The 16,128-nt window shown below is 59.7% G+C and carries 15 protein-coding genes and 3 tRNA genes; 3 read left to right on the forward strand and 15 right to left on the reverse strand.

Annotated features, from left to right (window positions below):
• Positions 1 to 186 precede the first annotated feature (186 nt).
• From ytfQ to pcsA, 7 genes are all read right to left on the reverse strand, one after another.
• Positions 187 to 1,149, reverse strand: a complete 963-nt coding sequence (gene ytfQ, locus ACSQ2Z_RS12280) for a galactofuranose ABC transporter, galactofuranose-binding protein YtfQ (protein ID WP_436081463.1) — start codon at positions 1,147 to 1,149, stop codon at positions 187 to 189.
• A gap of 170 nt (positions 1,150 to 1,319) precedes the next feature.
• Positions 1,320 to 2,390 carry a BMP family ABC transporter substrate-binding protein gene (locus ACSQ2Z_RS12285; RefSeq protein WP_436081464.1) on the reverse strand — a complete coding sequence of 357 codons (1,071 nt, stop codon included), beginning with the start codon at positions 2,388 to 2,390 and terminating at the stop codon, positions 1,320 to 1,322.
• 40 nt (positions 2,391 to 2,430) lie between these two features.
• The gene (locus ACSQ2Z_RS12290) at positions 2,431 to 3,351 is read right to left on the reverse strand and encodes an ABC transporter permease (RefSeq protein ID WP_436081465.1); all 921 of its coding nucleotides are present in this window, start codon (positions 3,349 to 3,351) and stop codon (positions 2,431 to 2,433) included.
• The gene (locus tag ACSQ2Z_RS12295; RefSeq protein ID WP_436081466.1) at positions 3,351 to 4,445 is read right to left on the reverse strand and encodes an ABC transporter permease; all 1,095 of its coding nucleotides are present in this window, start codon (positions 4,443 to 4,445) and stop codon (positions 3,351 to 3,353) included. Before ACSQ2Z_RS12295 ends, ACSQ2Z_RS12290 begins: the two co-directional genes overlap by 1 nt.
• A complete protein-coding gene (locus ACSQ2Z_RS12300; protein WP_436081467.1) occupies positions 4,435 to 6,021 on the reverse strand; it encodes an ABC transporter ATP-binding protein in 1,587 nt (528 codons plus the stop codon). Before ACSQ2Z_RS12300 ends, ACSQ2Z_RS12295 begins: the two co-directional genes overlap by 11 nt.
• Positions 6,022 to 6,063: 42 nt before the next feature.
• Complete coding sequence (locus ACSQ2Z_RS12305; RefSeq protein ID WP_436081468.1) at positions 6,064 to 7,041, reverse strand: quinone oxidoreductase family protein; 978 nt, start codon at positions 7,039 to 7,041, stop codon at positions 6,064 to 6,066.
• A gap of 9 nt (positions 7,042 to 7,050) precedes the next feature.
• Positions 7,051 to 7,776 carry a phosphatidylcholine synthase gene (gene pcsA / locus ACSQ2Z_RS12310; RefSeq protein ID WP_436081469.1) on the reverse strand — a complete coding sequence of 242 codons (726 nt, stop codon included), beginning with the start codon at positions 7,774 to 7,776 and terminating at the stop codon, positions 7,051 to 7,053.
• A gap of 281 nt (positions 7,777 to 8,057) precedes the next feature.
• Between pcsA and ACSQ2Z_RS12315 the strand changes: the two genes are divergently transcribed.
• The gene (locus ACSQ2Z_RS12315) at positions 8,058 to 9,263 is read left to right on the forward strand and encodes a UbiH/UbiF family hydroxylase (protein ID WP_436081470.1); all 1,206 of its coding nucleotides are present in this window, start codon (positions 8,058 to 8,060) and stop codon (positions 9,261 to 9,263) included.
• Positions 9,264 to 9,274: 11 nt separating this feature from the next.
• Here ACSQ2Z_RS12315 and ACSQ2Z_RS12320 read toward each other — a convergent pair whose 3' ends face one another.
• Complete coding sequence (locus ACSQ2Z_RS12320) at positions 9,275 to 10,024, reverse strand: cytochrome c biogenesis CcdA family protein (protein WP_436081471.1); 750 nt, start codon at positions 10,022 to 10,024, stop codon at positions 9,275 to 9,277.
• 196 nt (positions 10,025 to 10,220) lie between these two features.
• Between ACSQ2Z_RS12320 and ACSQ2Z_RS12325 the strand changes: the two genes are divergently transcribed.
• A tRNA-Lys gene (locus ACSQ2Z_RS12325) sits at positions 10,221 to 10,296 on the forward strand.
• A 116-nt stretch (positions 10,297 to 10,412) separates the two neighbouring features.
• On the opposite strand, the gene ACSQ2Z_RS12330 is transcribed toward ACSQ2Z_RS12325, so the two are convergent.
• The 7 genes from ACSQ2Z_RS12330 to ACSQ2Z_RS12360 form a co-directional block, all read right to left on the reverse strand.
• Positions 10,413 to 11,387 carry a GlxA family transcriptional regulator gene (locus tag ACSQ2Z_RS12330; RefSeq protein ID WP_436081472.1) on the reverse strand — a complete coding sequence of 325 codons (975 nt, stop codon included), beginning with the start codon at positions 11,385 to 11,387 and terminating at the stop codon, positions 10,413 to 10,415.
• A gap of 513 nt (positions 11,388 to 11,900) precedes the next feature.
• Positions 11,901 to 12,974: a D-alanine--D-alanine ligase family protein gene (locus ACSQ2Z_RS12335; protein WP_436081473.1), complete on the reverse strand. Its 1,074-nt coding sequence runs from the start codon at positions 12,972 to 12,974 to the stop codon at positions 11,901 to 11,903.
• Positions 12,975 to 13,330: 356 nt separating this feature from the next.
• Positions 13,331 to 13,407 (reverse strand) — tRNA-Arg (locus ACSQ2Z_RS12340).
• A 42-nt stretch (positions 13,408 to 13,449) separates the two neighbouring features.
• Positions 13,450 to 13,755: an ETC complex I subunit gene (locus ACSQ2Z_RS12345; protein ID WP_436081474.1), complete on the reverse strand. Its 306-nt coding sequence runs from the start codon at positions 13,753 to 13,755 to the stop codon at positions 13,450 to 13,452.
• Positions 13,756 to 13,986: 231 nt separating this feature from the next.
• Positions 13,987 to 14,063 (reverse strand) — tRNA-Pro (locus ACSQ2Z_RS12350).
• Between the two features lie 87 nt (positions 14,064 to 14,150).
• A complete protein-coding gene (locus ACSQ2Z_RS12355; protein WP_436081475.1) occupies positions 14,151 to 14,636 on the reverse strand; it encodes a DUF192 domain-containing protein in 486 nt (161 codons plus the stop codon).
• Entirely contained in the window at positions 14,636 to 15,214 is a 579-nt protein-coding gene (locus tag ACSQ2Z_RS12360) for a cold-shock protein (RefSeq protein WP_436081476.1), read from the reverse strand. The genes ACSQ2Z_RS12355 and ACSQ2Z_RS12360 overlap by 1 nt, the downstream gene beginning before the upstream one ends.
• Positions 15,215 to 15,410: 196 nt before the next feature.
• Between ACSQ2Z_RS12360 and ACSQ2Z_RS12365 the strand changes: the two genes are divergently transcribed.
• Positions 15,411 to 15,851 carry a VOC family protein gene (locus tag ACSQ2Z_RS12365; protein ID WP_436081477.1) on the forward strand — a complete coding sequence of 147 codons (441 nt, stop codon included), beginning with the start codon at positions 15,411 to 15,413 and terminating at the stop codon, positions 15,849 to 15,851.
• The last annotated feature ends 277 nt before the right edge of the window (positions 15,852 to 16,128 follow it).

A 16,128-nucleotide genomic window follows, 5' to 3' on the forward strand; every position in this document is an offset into this window, starting at 1 on the left:
CCGTAACTTACGGATTGCCGTAAACTGTGCCACCGTCCCGTTTCAAGAATATCGGGCGGGCGCCAAGCGTCAGGCATCTGCGGCGATCAGCGGCTTTAAAGGCGATTCTACCGGCATCGCGTCCCGGCCAATGCTTCCTGTCCGCAGACAGGAAGCATCACCGTCTCGCGATGACCGGTCAGTCAATCAGTAGCCGAGGCCCTTCTTCTCCTCGTAGACCTTCTGCGGATCGTCTGCCTGGGTATAGAGCTTTGATTCCGTCTGGATCCACTTGGCCGGCTTGGTACCGTCCTTCAGGAAGGCATCGAGCGCATCGAGCGCCGGGCCGGCCATGTTCGGTGTCAGTTCGACCGTCGCATTCGCTTCGCCAGCCGCCATGGCCTGGAAGATATCCGGAACGGCGTCGATCGACACAACGAGGATGTCCTTGCCCGGCTTCAGTCCGGCTTCCTTGATCGCCTGGATCGCACCGACGGCCATGTCGTCATTGTGAGCGTAGAGAGCGCAGATATTCTTGCCGCCGTCTTCCGCCTTCAGGAAGCTTTCCATGACTTCCTTGCCCTTGGTGCGGGTGAAGTCACCGGTCTGGCTGCGGACGATCGTCAGATTGTCGTGGCCCTTCAGCGCTTCCTCGAAACCCTTCTTGCGATCGATTGCCGGGGATGAACCGGTGGTGCCCTGAAGCTCGACGACGTTGCACGGTTTGCCACCAGCGGTGTCGACCAGCCACTTGCCAGCAACATTACCTTCATGCACGAGATCGGACGTGACCGCCGTCAGGTAAAGATCATCGGACGAATCGACCGTGCGGTCGAGCAGGATCACCGGAATTTCCGCATCCTTGGCTTCCGTCAATACTTCGTCCCAGCCGGTCGCCACAACCGGGGCGATCAGGATGGCATTGACGCCCTGCGCGATAAAGGAGCGCAGCGCCTTGATCTGGTTTTCCTGCTTCTGCTGTGCGTCGGCGAATTTCAGGTCGATGCCGCGCTTTTCAGCCTGCTGCTTGGTCAGCGTGGTTTCAGCGGCACGCCAGCCGGATTCCGACCCGATCTGCGAAAAACCGATCGTCAGATCGGCGGCAGAGGCCGAACCGAACATGCAGGCAGCCAGAATCGTGGCACAGCTAAGTGCAGTCTTGATTTTCATGATGTCCTCCCAAAGAAAGCTGCTCCTCAGCAGCGAGGGTAAAAAATCATACTATATGACTTATGTAAACAGGACTTCAGGCAGTTTTTCGGAAATTTTCACCAGCCGGAATCAAAAAGAGGGTAGCCTTGCAGCCACCCTCCCTGATTGCACACGGAATGATGCCGAAATTACTGCGGCAGCTTGTCGTCCACGCCTTCGACGTAGAAATTCATGCCGAGTAGCGTGCCGTCATCAGACGATTCGCCGGCCTTCAGCCATTCCGAACCGTCCTGCTTCTTCAGCGGGCCGGTGAACGGCTTCAGCTCACCGGACCTGATCTTGGCTTCGGTCGCCTCAGCCATCGCCTTCACGTCATCCGGCATGTTGGTGTACGGCGCCATCGTCAGGATGCCGTCCTTCAGGCCGTCCCAGCTCGAGGTGGATTCCCACTTGCCGTCGATGAAGGCCTGCGTGCGCTTGATGTAATAGGCACCCCAGGTATCGACAATTGCGGTCAGCTGCGTTTGCGGGCCTGCCTTGATCATGTCGGAGGCCTGGCCGAAGGCCTTGATGCCGCGCTCGGCGGCAACCTGCATCGGAGCCGTGGTGTCGGTATGCTGGGTGAGCACATCGACGCCCTGGTCGATCAGCGCTTTGGCGGCGTCTGCTTCCTTGCCGGGGTCGAACCAGGTGTTTGCCCAGACGACCTTGATCTTGAAGTCCGGGTTGATGGTGCGAGCGCCCGTGACGAAGGAGTTGATGCCCATCACCACTTCGGGAATGGGGAAGGAAGCGATGTAACCCGCGACGCCCTTCTGCGAGATCTTGGCGGCAATCTGGCCCTGGATATAACGGCCTTCATAGAAGCGGCTGTTATAGGTCGCAAGGTTGGGAGCCGTCTTGTAGCCCGTGGCATGCTCGAACTTCACGTCGGGGAATTTCGCGGCGATCTTGACCGTCGCATCCATGAAGCCGAAGGACGTGGTGAAGATCAGGCCGCAGCCGGAGCGGGCGAGACGCTCGATGGCGCGTTCCGCGTCCGGGCCTTCCGGAACGTTTTCGAGGAACTGCGTCTCGACCTTGTCGCCGAGCGCTTTTTCGAGTTCCTGACGGCCAAGGTCATGGGCCTGCGTCCAGCCGCCATCGGTCTTGGAACCGACATAAACGAAGCAGACCTTTGCCTTGTCCGCGGCGCCAGCCGTGGCGGAAAAGCCGATAGCGGCTGCCGTAGTTGCCAGTGCGAAGAGAATTTTTTTCATTGTGACCCCTGTAGGTTTAGGTTTGCGTTGTTATTCTTGTTTACCGATCAGGCACAAACGGTTTACCGAGTGATGCCGGCGTGTTGATCAGCGTCGTGCGCCGATTGTGCGAGATAAGAATTAGGACGAAAATCGTCGCCAGATAGGGAAGAGCAGAAAGAATCTGCGAGGGAATGCCGATGCCGAACGCCTGGGCGTGCAGCTGGCTGATCGAAACTGCGCCAAAAAGATAGCCGCCGGCAACCACCCGCCACGGCCGCCAGGAGGCAAAGACGACCAAAGCGAGTGCGATCCAGCCGCGCCCGGCCGACATGTTTTCCACCCATTGCGGCGTGTAGACCAAGGACAGCTGGGCTCCCGCCAAGCCTGCACAGGCGCCACCGAACATGACGGCGAGATAGCGCATCCGGATGACGTCGATGCCCAGCGCATGGGCCGACGCGTGGCTGTCGCCGACGGAACGCAGCTTCAGCCCGGCGCGGCTCCTGAACAGGAACCAGTGGACGCCGACGACGATGGCTATCGAAAGGTAGAAGATCAGGTCCTGCTTGAACAGCAGAGGGCCGAGGAACGGGATGTCCGACAGACCCGGAAAGACGATCTGCGGCAGTTTGATACCGGACTGGCCGACATAGGCTTCGCCGATCATGCCGGATATGCCGAGACCAAGTATGGTCAACGCCAGACCTGTCGCAACCTGATTGGCCACAAGCGTTAAAGTCAGGAAACCGAACAACAGTGAGAACAAGGCGCCGGACGCGATGCCGGCGAGAATGCCGACATAGGGGGATCCCGTCATCTGCGTTGCCATGAAGGCGCAAGCCGCGCCCATGATCATCATGCCCTCGACACCCAGGTTGAGCACTCCGGACCGTTCCGTAACGAGTTCGCCGACGGCCGCCAGAACCAGCGGGGTCGCAGCGGTGATGACCGTAAGGAGGATGGCTTCGAAAATACCCATCAATGGGCTCCTTCCGTGGCCGTTCCGGTCAGGTTCGACCAGATGAGCTTGATCTTGTAGCGGATCAGCGTGTCGCAGGAGAGCACGAAGAACAACAGCAGACCCTGGAAGACGCGCGTCACCTTGTCGGACACACCGAGCGACAATTGCGTCGCCTCGCCGCCGAGATAGGTCAGCGCCAGCACAAGGCCGGCGACGACGATGCCGAGCGGGTTAAGCCGTCCGAGGAAGGCGACGATGATGGCGGTGAAGCCGTAGCCTGGCGAAATGACCGGCCGCAACTGCTGGATCGCGCCACTGACCTCCGAGATGCCGGCAAGGCCGGCGAGCGCGCCGGAGAGAAGCATCGAAAACCAGATCATCTTGCGCGACGAGAACCCGGCAAAGCGCCCTGCCCGCTCGGACTGGCCGAGCACGGTGATTTCAAACCCCTTCAGCGTGTAGCGCATCATGAACCAGATGACGACTGCCGCGAGGATGGCAAAGCCGAAGCCCCAATGGGTTCGTCCGGAGGCGACCATCTCGGGCAAGACGGCAACCGGGTCAAAAGTCCGCGTCTCCGGGAAATTCAGACCGCCCGGATTGCGCCAGTGCCCGCGCACCAGCCAGTCCAGAAACAGCTGCGCGACATAAACCAGCATCAGGCTGGTCAGGATTTCGTTGGTGTTGAGATGCGCCTTGAGAAGTGCAGGAATCCCGGCAAACAGCGCGCCGCCCAGCATACCGAGCAGAAGCATCAGCGGCAGCACCAGCGGCGAATGCCATTCATAGAAGACCACCGGCAGGATCGAGCCGGCGATGGCGCCCGCAATGAACTGACCCTCTGCACCGATATTCCAGTTGTTCGACCGGTAGCAGACCGATAGCCCGACGCCGATCAGGATCAACGGTGCCGCCTTGATGGCCAGTTCATGCAGCGACCATACTTCCATCAGCGGTTCGATGAAGAAACTGTAGAGGGCGGTCACCGGGTTCTTGCCGAGCAGCATGAACATGATACCGCCGAAGATCATCGTCAGTGCCAGCGCGATGACGGGCGACAGGATCGAGAACAGCTTGGAGACCTCGGGGCGTCTTTCCAGTTCAATGCGCATGCGCTGTCTCCGCAGTCTCGGTCTTGCCATCCATGCCGCCCATCAGCAGGCCGATCTTTTCACGCGAGAGCTCGGCCGCTGGATAGATATCCGAAAGCCTGCCTTCGCTGATCACGGCGATCTCGGTCGCAACTTCGAAAATCTCATCCAGATCCTGGCTGATGACGAGTACAGCCGAGCCGGATTTGGCCAGATCGACGAGCGCCTGGCGGATGCGGCTCGCAGCGCCTGCATCGACGCCCCAGGTCGGTTGGTTGACGACGAGCACCGTCGGCTGGCGATCGAGTTCGCGACCGACAATGAATTTCTGCAGATTGCCGCCGGATAGCGAGCCGGCGGGCGGATTCTCGCCGCTCTTGCGCACGTCCATGGCTTGCGAGATACGTTTGGTCGCCCTCTTGACCGCATCCTGGCGAATAAGGCCAAGCACGCCGCCGCCGAGAAAAGCCCTGCGGTCGGACTGGTTGCGGGCAAGGACGAGATTGTCGGACAGCGACAGGGCAGAGACCGCCGCATGGCCATGGCGCTCTTCCGGCACGAATCCGGCGCCCATCAACCGGCGGGCATTGATGCCGCGTGTTCCGACGGGTCTGTCGGCGATGCGGACGACATCGTCGCTGCCAGCCGGATATTCCCCGGACAGCGCATCGAACAACTCGCCCTGCCCGTTGCCCGCAACGCCGGCAATCGCCAGGACTTCGCCGGCATGCACCTTGAGACAGATGTTCTTCAGCGAAACAGCAAACGGCGTTCTGGCGGACGCGGAAAGATGACGGGCTTCCAGCTTTACCGCGCCCTTCGCGCTCGTTCCCTCCGCACTAACATGCGCAACATCGCTGCCGACCATCATGCGCGCCAGTGAGGACGGCGTTTCCCTGCGTGGGTCGCAGGCGCCGGTGACCTTGCCGTGCCGCAAGACCGTTGCCCGGTCACAGATGCGTTGAACCTCCTCCAGCCGATGGCTGATATAGAGGACTGATCGACCCTCGGCCTTGAGTTTGTTCAGCGTTTCAAACAGTCGATCCGCCTCCTGCGGCGTCAACACGGAGGTCGGTTCGTCGAGGATGATCAGCTTTGGATTCTGCAGCAGCGCGCGAACGATCTCGATGCGCTGACGCTCGCCGACCGAAAGGTCTGCGACATGCGCATTCGGATCGAGCGGCAGGCCATAGCTGTGCGACAGCGCGGAGGCCTCCTGCGCAATACGGTTCAGCGAGATGCCCGGCGCCATCGACAGTGCGATATTCTCCGCCACCGTCAACGCCTCGAACAGCGAAAAATGCTGGAATACCATGCCGATGCCGAGCTTGCGCGCGGCGCTCGGGCTGGTTATCCGCACCGGCTGTCCCTCCCATATGATCTCGCCGCTGGTCGGCGCCAGAACACCGAACAGCATCTTGACGAGCGTCGATTTTCCCGCGCCGTTCTCACCGAGAAGCGCGTGAATTTCACCCGGTTTGATATCGAGATCGATGCCGCTGCAGGCAGCGAATGTGCCAAACAGTTTCGTCAGTTGGCCAACAGCCAGCAACGGACTGTTGGCGGGTTGTCGCTCAGCCGACACGCCGTCCCTCATTTTCTTTATCTTGCTGCCTTGTCTGCCTTTTTTCGGCTTTTCTCAAGGAATCAGCAATGTTGTTCCACTCGTTTTTCTTGCTTCGAGATCCGCATGCGCCTGGCTCGCGTCGGCAAGCGCATAGGTCTGGTTGATATTGATACGCACTTTGTTGCTTTGCACAACATCAAACAGGGAGTTTGCACACGCCTCCAGAGCGGACCGCGTCGCGACGTAGCTGAACAGCGTCGGCCGCGTTGCAAACAAGGATCCCTTTTGCGCGAGGATGCCGATATTGACGCCTTCGACCGGCCCGGAGGAATTCCCGAAACTGACCCAGAGGCCGCGCGGCTTGATGCAGTCAAGCGACGCCGGGAAGGTGTCGCGACCGACGGAATCATAGACGACATCGACGCCCCTGCCGTTGGTGATCTCCTTGACCCGGGTGACGAAATTATCCGTGCGGTAGTTGATGACGTGGTCATAGCCATGGGCGAGCGCGAGATCGATCTTCTGCTGCGAACCGGCTGTGCCGATCACGGTCGCGCCGAGCGCTTTCGCCCATTGCCCGGCGATCAGGCCGACGCCGCCTGCGGCAGCATGGAACAACAGGGTCGTTTCCGGACCGACCTTGAAGGTCTGGTTGAGCAGATACTGTGCCGTCATTCCCTTCAGCATCATCGCCGCAGCCGTCTCCAGCGTGATATCGTCAGGCACTTTCACGAGCTGGGAAACCTCGACGTTGCGCTCGCTGCTATAGGCACCATCAGAGGAGGCATAGGCGACGCGGTCGCCGACTGCGAACGTGCTCACGCCATCGCCCACCGCCGTGACGATGCCTGCGCCCTCCTTGCCCGGGATGAAGGGAAGGCCTTCGGCGGATTTATAGAGGCCGGTGCGGAAGTAGACATCGATAAAGTTCACGCCGATGGCGACCTGGCGAATTTGAACTTCACCCGGGCCGGGCGGCGTCAGCGTGATCCCCTCGATTTTCAGAACATCCGGGCCGCCAAGCGTGCGCACCATAATGGCCTGTGCCATGAAACCTCCTCAACCCCGCCCGAGACGGGGAAATATCTGCAGGATAAAGCCGATGACATAGAGATATAGGCCGGCGCCAACCACGCCGCCGACGACCCATCCGGGTGTGTCGAAATGCATGAGCAGCGCGTAGATGCCGAGCACGGACCAGATGGCAAAGACGGCAAGATTGAGCGATCGCAACCGCTGGACCCGTACCGGATGAAGGAAATTGATCGGCATGAAGGTCAGGAAGACCGAGACGAAGACCACGACCGAAGCAGCGATCTCGCTGGCGTCGATGACGAACAGCGTGAACACCACCATGTTCCAGACGACGGGAAAGCCGGAGAAGAAATATTCGTCCGTCTTCATGCCCATGTCGGCATAATAGATGGCGCTCGACATGACGATGGCGCCGGCGGCGACGAAGGACCAGGGCTCGCCGATCATGCCGCTCTGATAGAGCGCGAAGGCTGGCAGGAGCACATAGGTGACGTAGTCGATCACGTTGTCGAGAGTATCACCGGACCAGTTCGGCAGCACTTCCTTGACCCGCACTTTGCGGGCGATCGGCCCATCGATGCCATCGACGGCCAGCGCAAGGCCGAGCCACCAGAACATATCGACGAACCGGTGCTCCGCCGCGGCAACAACGCCGAGAAAAGCCAGGAACGAGCCCGATGCGGTGAGGATATGGACGGAAAAGGCACGGATTTCGGCGTAGGGCACGCGCTTGTAATTGAAAAACTTCATCGGCAGCCGCACCCGTCCTTACTCTGCACTTCCCCCGAAGCGCTCTGAACCAGCCAATGCCGACAGCTCACGCTTCTCTGCCCGCCTTGTCGTGCGGTGTTGGCGGTAATATGCACCGTTTCAGTTTGGCTGCCAGCAAAAATCACTTTCCCTTGAAAAAGCATGGGATTCAGCTGTGGACGCATCCCCGGTCGCCTGCGCACTTTCACCCCATTTCCATCGGGAGCAGTGGCGGGTAAGATTGGGGGAATATCGGCAAGTATAAGCAGGAAGCGAACGCCATGGAGCATTTTGAAATCGCGATCGTCGGTGCAGGGCTTACCGGATCGCTCGCCGCCCTCGCCCTAGCCGATTCGGGACGAAGCGTCGTGCTGATCGCCCCGGCGCCTGGACGCGCCGACGGACGGACGACAGCGCTGATGGATCACTCCCTCGATCTTGTCCGGCGACTGGGCCTCTGGGATGCGATCAAACCCTTGGCGGCACCGCTTGCCACCATGCGCATTATCGACGGCACCAACCGGTTGCTGCGGGCACCGACAGTGACCTTTCACGCTGCCGAGGTGGGCCTCGACGCGTTTGGCTACAATATTCCCAATGCGCCCTTCCTCTCGCTCTTGGAAAAGGAGGCAGAAACCCGCCCGTCGCTCACGCGCATCGTCGCCAGTCTGGCACAGATTAAATTCGACACCAAACGGGCGATCCTGACCCTTGACGATGGTCGCTCTGTCACCGCCCATCTCATCGTCGGTGCCGACGGACGAAAATCCAGGGTACGCGAGGCGGCCGGTATCAACGTCCGCAACTGGTCCTATCCGCAAAGCGCCGTGGTGCTCAACTTCGCCCACCAACTGCCGCACCAGAACATCTCGACCGAGTTCCACACGCCGGACGGTCCGTTCACGCAAGTACCGCTACCCGGTCCGCGCTCGAGCCTCGTCTGGGTGCAAAAGCCGGACGACGCCGCCGCAACGCTGGCGCTTTCACCCGAGGAACTGTCGCTCGCTGTTGAACGGCGGATGCAGTCTATCCTGGGAAAAGTGACTGTCGAAGGCACAGCGCAATCCTTTCCGCTCTCCGGCATGGCCGCCAAGGCTTTCGGCAAGGATCGCGCCATTCTGATCGGCGAGGCGGCACATGCCTTCCCGCCGATCGGCGCGCAAGGGCTCAACCTCAGCCTTCGCGATATCGTGGCGGCGGCGTCCCTGCTTTCCGGCCTCGCAACCATCCCAGACGATTTTGGCGCGCGTTATGACCGCCGGCGGCGAGCCGATGTACTGACCCGTACCGTCAGTGTCGATCTGCTCAACCGGTCCCTACTGTCCGATTTCCTGCCGTTGCAGATGCTGCGCGCGGCTGGACTGCAGGCCCTTGCCAGCGTTCCGCTGCTGCGCAATCTGATGATGCACGAGGGGCTGAACCCCGGCAGCGCATTGCAAACGCTGCGCAGTTCACTACGGGAAAAGATCGGCTGGCAGCGCGCCTGAACCGATCTGGCTTAGCCGATTTGCATCAGCACCGGAAAGGTCTCCTGGAACCAGATCGCCATGGAACTGATGAAGCCGAAGACGAAAGCAAGCCCCGCAAGGATCAGGAAAACGCCCATCAGCTTTTCCACCAGGCCAAGATGCCGGCGGAAGCGCGACAGGAACCTCATGAAGGCGCCGGAGAAACCCGCGGCGATCCAGAAGGGGATCGCTAAGCCCAGCGAATAGACCGCCAACAGGATCGCGCCATCGCCGACGGTGTCGCGTGCGGCTGCGACCCCGAGGATCGTGCCAAGCACCGGCCCGATGCAGGGTGTCCAGCCGAAGGCGAAGGCAAGCCCCATGATATAGGCGCCGGACAGCGTCGCCGGCTTGCCGCCACCCTGGAAGCGGGCCTCCCTGCCGAGCAGGCCGATGCGCAAGATACCGAGGAAATGCAGGCCCATGACGATGATGATGATGCCGCCGATGCGCGACAGGATGTCGATATGCTGGCGCAGCACGAGGCCGATGGTCGACGCCCCTGCCCCGAGCGCCACGAAAACAGTGGCAAAGCCGAGCGTGAAGAAAAAGGCCGCGCTGAACACAGCGCGCCGCGTGCCGGCCAGGGCGGCCTCCCTTTCGCGGCCGCGGAATTGATCGACCGAAATGCCCGCCATGTAACAAAGATAAGGCGGCACCAGGGGCAGTACGCAGGGCGAGAGAAAGGACAGCGCCCCTGCCAAGATGGCGGTCCAGATGGAAATATCAGCGATCGACACCCGTTAAGAACTCCAGCCTGCAACATGCTCGTGCCGTCTTAACGCCGATGCCATCACCAAACCAATCACCTTTTGGCGATCTCCTTGCAAATCATCGAATTTACACTTGTCGCCTGTTTTTTGGGTTGACCAAAACAAGCCCGCTGTGCATATGTCCGCCCACTTCCGCCGGGCACGCAACGTCCCGGTTTTAAGGGAGCGCGTAGCTCAGCCGGTAGAGCAACTGACTTTTAATCAGTAGGTCCAGGGTTCGAATCCCTGCGCGCTCACCATTGGATCTTTGTCCGACCCGGAGACATGGGTAACAGCTTGTCCCTAAGACATGGATGACAACCTCGGGCTTTTCAGATCATAGCCACGACGGTGAGGTGCCTTCCGATGCCGCCTGTCATTGACGCCCCTTGCCTTGCCGCAGTTTCAGCGGGCTTTCACCGTACTGGTTCTTGAAGGCGCGGGAGAAGGACGACAGGCTGTCGAAGCCGCAGCGAAGGGCAATGTCGCGGACACTCAGTTCCGTATCGCTGACGAGACGGTGTGCCGCCTGCAGGCGAAGCCGCAGATAATAGGTGCCGGGACTGATGCCGAGCGCCTTGGCGAAACGCGTTTCCAGCTTGCGGCGGGATTGGCCGGCCCGCAAGGCGAGTGCAGCGATCGACAGCGGCCGGTCGAGCGTGCGCTCCATCAGCCGGATGGCACGGGCAAGGTCCGGATCGAGCGTTTCCATGCGGCCAAGCGAGACCAGTGGTTGCGCGTCCGATGCCGCATGCGTTTCATCGTAGACGAAGATGCTCGCCACATCGAGCGCAACGGCCGAGCCGAATCGCTGCCTGATCATGTGCAGCATCATGTCGAAGGTCGGCGACGCCCCACCCGAGGTCCAGAATTTGCCATCCGTGACAAAACGGTCGGCCTTGACCGACACATCGGGAAAAGCCAGAGCGAAATCCTCCAGTTCCTCCCAATGCGCCGTTGCCGAGCGCCCATTGACGAGGCCGGAGCGGGCCAGCAGCCAACATCCCGATTCGATACCGGCGACGACGGAAAAATGCCGTGCGCAGGCTTGAAGGCCGGCGATGAACGCCTTGCCCGCATGGCGCTCGAGATTAAAGCCGCCGATCACCAACAGAAAGTCTCCCACCGCCCCCGCCGAAAACATGCCGTCGACGGCGATCGGGACACCGCAGGTCAGAAGAACCGGCTCACCATCGGGAGAGAGAATTTTCCAGCGGAAAAGCGCTTTGCCGGCCACGCGATTTGCAGCGCGCATCGGATCGAGCACCGAGGCGAGCGACATGATCGATGATTCGGGCAGGATCACGATGACGACGGCAACGCCGTGTTCGGAAAGAACTTTTTGCAGCATGGTCAAAATGTCAAATCTTCTGCGCTGTATGTCAAATAAAACATCGGCGTTCGGGCCATGATGAGGCGGTAAGAGACCTCCCATTCGCAGCGCCGGTCAGCCTGCGAATGTCCAGAAATTCCCCCTATCCGACTTTACCGGACGGGCCGAATGGCAGACATGCCTTCGGTCCGTTTTTTTTATCACGACTTGGGCTGCCGGTTCTTGTCTTTGCCGTGCGCAGTCTTCAGTTTCGCGGCCGGCACCGATTTCGATTTATAGGCACTTTCAAGCTTTCAAACGGCATCGAGCACCGTCAGCCCGACTGTGAGGGCAAAGGCGGCGATCGCCAGCGGCCAAATCCGAGCGCAAGGCCGATCGTCCCAGCCAGCCACAGGCCGGCGCCGATCGTCAGCCCTCCACTTGTTCTTGGGACAGAATGATCGTTCCGGCGGCGGAGGAAGCGATCCCCGCTGTCACAACCTCAACACCCGCAACGGATCGATGAGCACCGGCGCATCGATAAGCCGAGAATCAGACGGCCTGTTTGGCTCTTGCCAGTCCGTGCTCGATCAGCCGGTCAATGAGTTCGGGGTAAGTCGTTCCCGTCGCCGCCATCGCTTTCGGATACATGCTGATATCAGTAAAGCCTGGCATCGTGTTGACTTCATTGATCACGGCGGTCATGTCCGGCCGCACGAAAAAATCGACGCGGGCAAGCCCCTCGCAGCCCAGCGCGATAAATGCTCGTCTCGCCATGCCCTGAAGATGTTGGGCCGTCTGTTCAGGCAGCAAAGCCGGAATGTTGATGGTTGCTCCCTTTTCGTCGAGATACTTTGCTTCATATGTATAGAAGCCGTGCCCCTCGCCTGTCACGATCTCGCCGGGGACGGAAACCACGATCGTTCCGTCGGGCTTCTCAAGAACCGCGCATTCAATCTCGCGAGCCTGGACGAACTCCTCCACGAGGACCTTCGTGTCAAACTTGAAGGCTTCGGCGAGTGCAGCATGAAATTCGCCGGCAGACCGCGCCTTGCCGACACCAACTGACGAGCCTTGTCGCGCGGGCTTGACGAAAATCGGCGACCCCAGCACCTTCGTAACCTCTTCGAACACGGCGTTCTCGCCAGGTCTAACAGTGATCGAACGGGCGACCGGCAGTCCCGCCTCCCGCAAAAGGCGTTTAGCCATGTCCTTGTCGATCGCCGTAGCCGATCCGAGGATACCGCAGCCGACCAGGGGAACACCCGCAATCTGGGCGAGCCCCTGCACAGACCCATCCTCGCCGTACAACCCGTGCAAAACGGGAAACAGGATGTCTATCGCGGCCAACTCTCCGGAACCGACGGGCCCGTCGAAGGCGAGCAGACGACCGCGGCCGCCAGGAAGCAGGCAAACCTTTTTTCCGGCATATTCTACGGGGTCCGGCAGGAGGCCATCAACCAGTTCGATCAACAACCATTGCCCGGCTCGATCAACAAGGATTGGCATGATCTCGTATTTCGCGGCGTCGATTGCTTTGACCACATTGCGAGCGGAAAGAATGGAGACATCGTGCTCGGCGGATTGTCCGCCAAAGAGAACAGCAACTCGCAATTTCAAGGCCATGGCGTTTCCTTTAGAAAGATTGGCATCGACAGGCGGATGCCAAGCTGTAACCGCCCAATTGCAACCAAATTGAGATGTCTTCTGCAGTTTGTGCCGGCCGATAGCTTTTCTCGCAACAGTTCAGCCAAGCCACGGAATATGGTGGGCGGCGAGTTGGAAAGGGAAGTTTGATCAAGAAACCGGCTACTCGGGATTATCGACGATTAAACAGCGCACCGGCCTCCCGGCCTCATGGAACGCCACCGTCGAAGCGCGCGATGAGATCGGACACAAGGTCGAGCTTCCGACACCGTTGCGACATGAAGAATTGTCTTTGGCCAGAAAGATGTCGGACCAAGTCCGTATTATTGAAGTTTTGGCGACCCCTGCAGGGCTCGAACCTGCGACAACCTGCTTAGAAGGCAGGTGCTCTATCCAGCTGAGCTAAGGGGCCGCTTGAAGGAGGCCGTGACCTCCGGAAACTGGCAGCCTGGTGTCAATGAGTCCAGGGCTGGGTGCGGCTGAAGCGGAAATTGTCGCTGTAGGAAACATTCTTGCGCGTCGCTTCCTTCGGCGCGATGACGCGGTAGTCTATGCCGTTGCGTTCAGCATAGGCAATCGCCTGCTCGGCGGTCTCGAAGGTCAGCTTGACCTGCTGGCGGGTGTCGGACGAACTCGTATAGCCCATGATCGGATCGATCGTGCGCGGTTTTTCTTGATCGAACTCAAGAACCCACAAATGCGTCTTGGCTTTGCCCGACTGCATGGCGGTTTTTGCGGGTCGATAGATTTTCGCGAACATGTCTTGAGCAGTCTCCACCTCGCCGGTCACTGCCGCCGGCTGCTGCGCACTGCAATAGCGCAGAATGGATTAAAACGGAATGACTTTCCGGCGATATATCCGCCGATTTTACGGCCTTGGTGGTTTCGCGGCGCAAAGCTGTTCAAACCGCGGCGGACGATGTCAAAAAACGCTTTTTCCCCGGTGAAACAAAGGTTTTAAGGACGCCAACACTGTGGGAGGAGAGTTCGATGGTCGGAGTGGAGAGATTCGAACTCCCGACCCTCTGGTCCCAAACCAGATGCGCTACCAGGCTGCGCTACACTCCGTGATCCATCGATGGCGCGGAGATACACGCTTACCCCTGCCCCTGCAATAGCTAAATTGCGCAATCCAACGCATGCGCGACTGCTGATTTAAGGCTTTGCACCGGATATGCGCTGGCTGTCGACGATGTCTCCGGGAGCGATACCGAGACGGCTGACGGTGCCGGCATTTAATTCGAGAACGAAGGCGACCGGGACATGGGAGGCGATGATGGCTTCGGACAAAGGCACCGCGTTTTCACGCACTGTCTCGACCTTTCCGTCCCTGGCGATGAACAGCATATCGAGTGGAAGATAAGTATTCTTCATCCACATCATCACCTGGCGTGTCTCACCGAAATCGAACAGCATGCCGCGATCTCGTGGCATGTGACGGCGGTTCATCAGGCCCTGCGCGCGCTGATCGCCGTCAACTGCCAGTTCGACGGTAAACCGGTGAACCTTGCCGCGGGCGGTGATGATCTGCAGCGGCGCGGTGTCGAAGGTAACCTCTGCCGCAGAGGCACAAACCGGCACCAGCCATAAAAAAAGCGCCACGAGGGCGCTTCCGGCAAAGCGCGGGAAACGCGCCCGCATCAGTGCGCCCGACCGGCCGGCGCGGGGACGTCCGGATGGATTTCGGCTGCCATCAGACCCTTGTCGCCATCGCCGAAGCGAACCAGAACAGTCTGGCCGGGGCGCAATTCGGTAAGCCCGAAGCGGCGAAGTGTTTCCATATGGATGAAGATATCCTCGGTGCCGTCGCCGCGCGTCAGGAAGCCGAAGCCCTTGGTGCGGTTAAACCACTTGACGAGCACGCGCTCCAGACCGCTGGTCGGCGTCACCTGGACGTGCGTCTTGACCGGCGGCAGTTGCGACGGATGGACCGCCGTCGACTGATCCATCGACAGGATGCGGAAAGCCTGGTAGCCGCGGTCGCGCTTCTGGATCAAGGCAACAACACGGGCGCCCTCCAGAACGGTCTGATAGCCGTCGCGGCGCAGGCAGGTGACATGAACAAGCACGTCCTGCATGCCATTGTCGGGCACGATGAAGCCGAATCCCTTGGCAACGTCGAACCATTTGATCACACCGGTGATTTCGATCAGATCAAGTGCGTCATTGCTGAAGTCTTCATCAGGCGTGACGCCCTTCGGTAAAATCCTGTCCGCCATTGCCTGCCAGCCCCTCGTTTACGCGTCACATTCATTACGGTTAACTGATTCTTGACGGTCAGAATAACATCGTCCCGCCGCGATTGCGCAAGCCCTCGGATGAAATTTGCCGTCGATCAAGAATACCTCTCGAGCCTTGCCTCAGGCTGGCTTGCGGCTAAATATACCTCATCTTCAGCAAAACAGGGACATTACAATGCGTTATCTGCACACGATGGTTCGCGTCAAAGATCTGGACGCGGCACTTCACTTTTATGGCACGCTTTTCGGCCTTGTGGAAATTCGCCGCTACGAAAACGAGAAGGGCCGTTTCACCCTGGTTTTCCTCGCAGCACCCGGCGATCTCGACCATGCGAAGGCGCAATTGTCCCCCTGTCTCGAACTCACCTACAACTGGGATAGCGAAGACTATGCGGGCGGGCGCAACTTCGGTCACCTGGCCTATGAGGTCGATGATATCTACGCGATTTGCCGGCGTTTGATGGACAACGGCGTCACTATCAACCGCCCGCCGCGCGATGGGCATATGGCCTTCGTTCGTTCGCCGGACGGGATCTCGATCGAAATTCTCCAGAAGGGCGAAAACCTGCCGCCGCAGGAGCCATGGCTGTCGATGGGCAATACCGGCGCCTGGTAAGCCCCGCGCAATGAGACCAGGTGATAATCAGGCCCATGAAAATCGCCTGGTTCACTCCGGAACAGTTAGCCACCAGCTTGGTGGAAGCCTCCCACGGAACCGCGTGACAACCACCGCCTGCGTCATCGCAGTTTTACAAACAATAGCGTGTTCACTACTGTGCGCGCGAACGTTAAGGGGAACAGAATGTGAGTCGCCCTCTTAAGGTCGATGCTCATTCTGTTTCGAGTTGAACCGGTCAAACCGCGAGAGCGGCGCGAATGTCCCGACAGGGATC

Origin of the sequence: Pararhizobium sp. LjRoot235 (assembly GCF_964254145.1) — a bacterium.
GTDB lineage: Bacteria > Pseudomonadota > Alphaproteobacteria > Rhizobiales > Rhizobiaceae > Pararhizobium.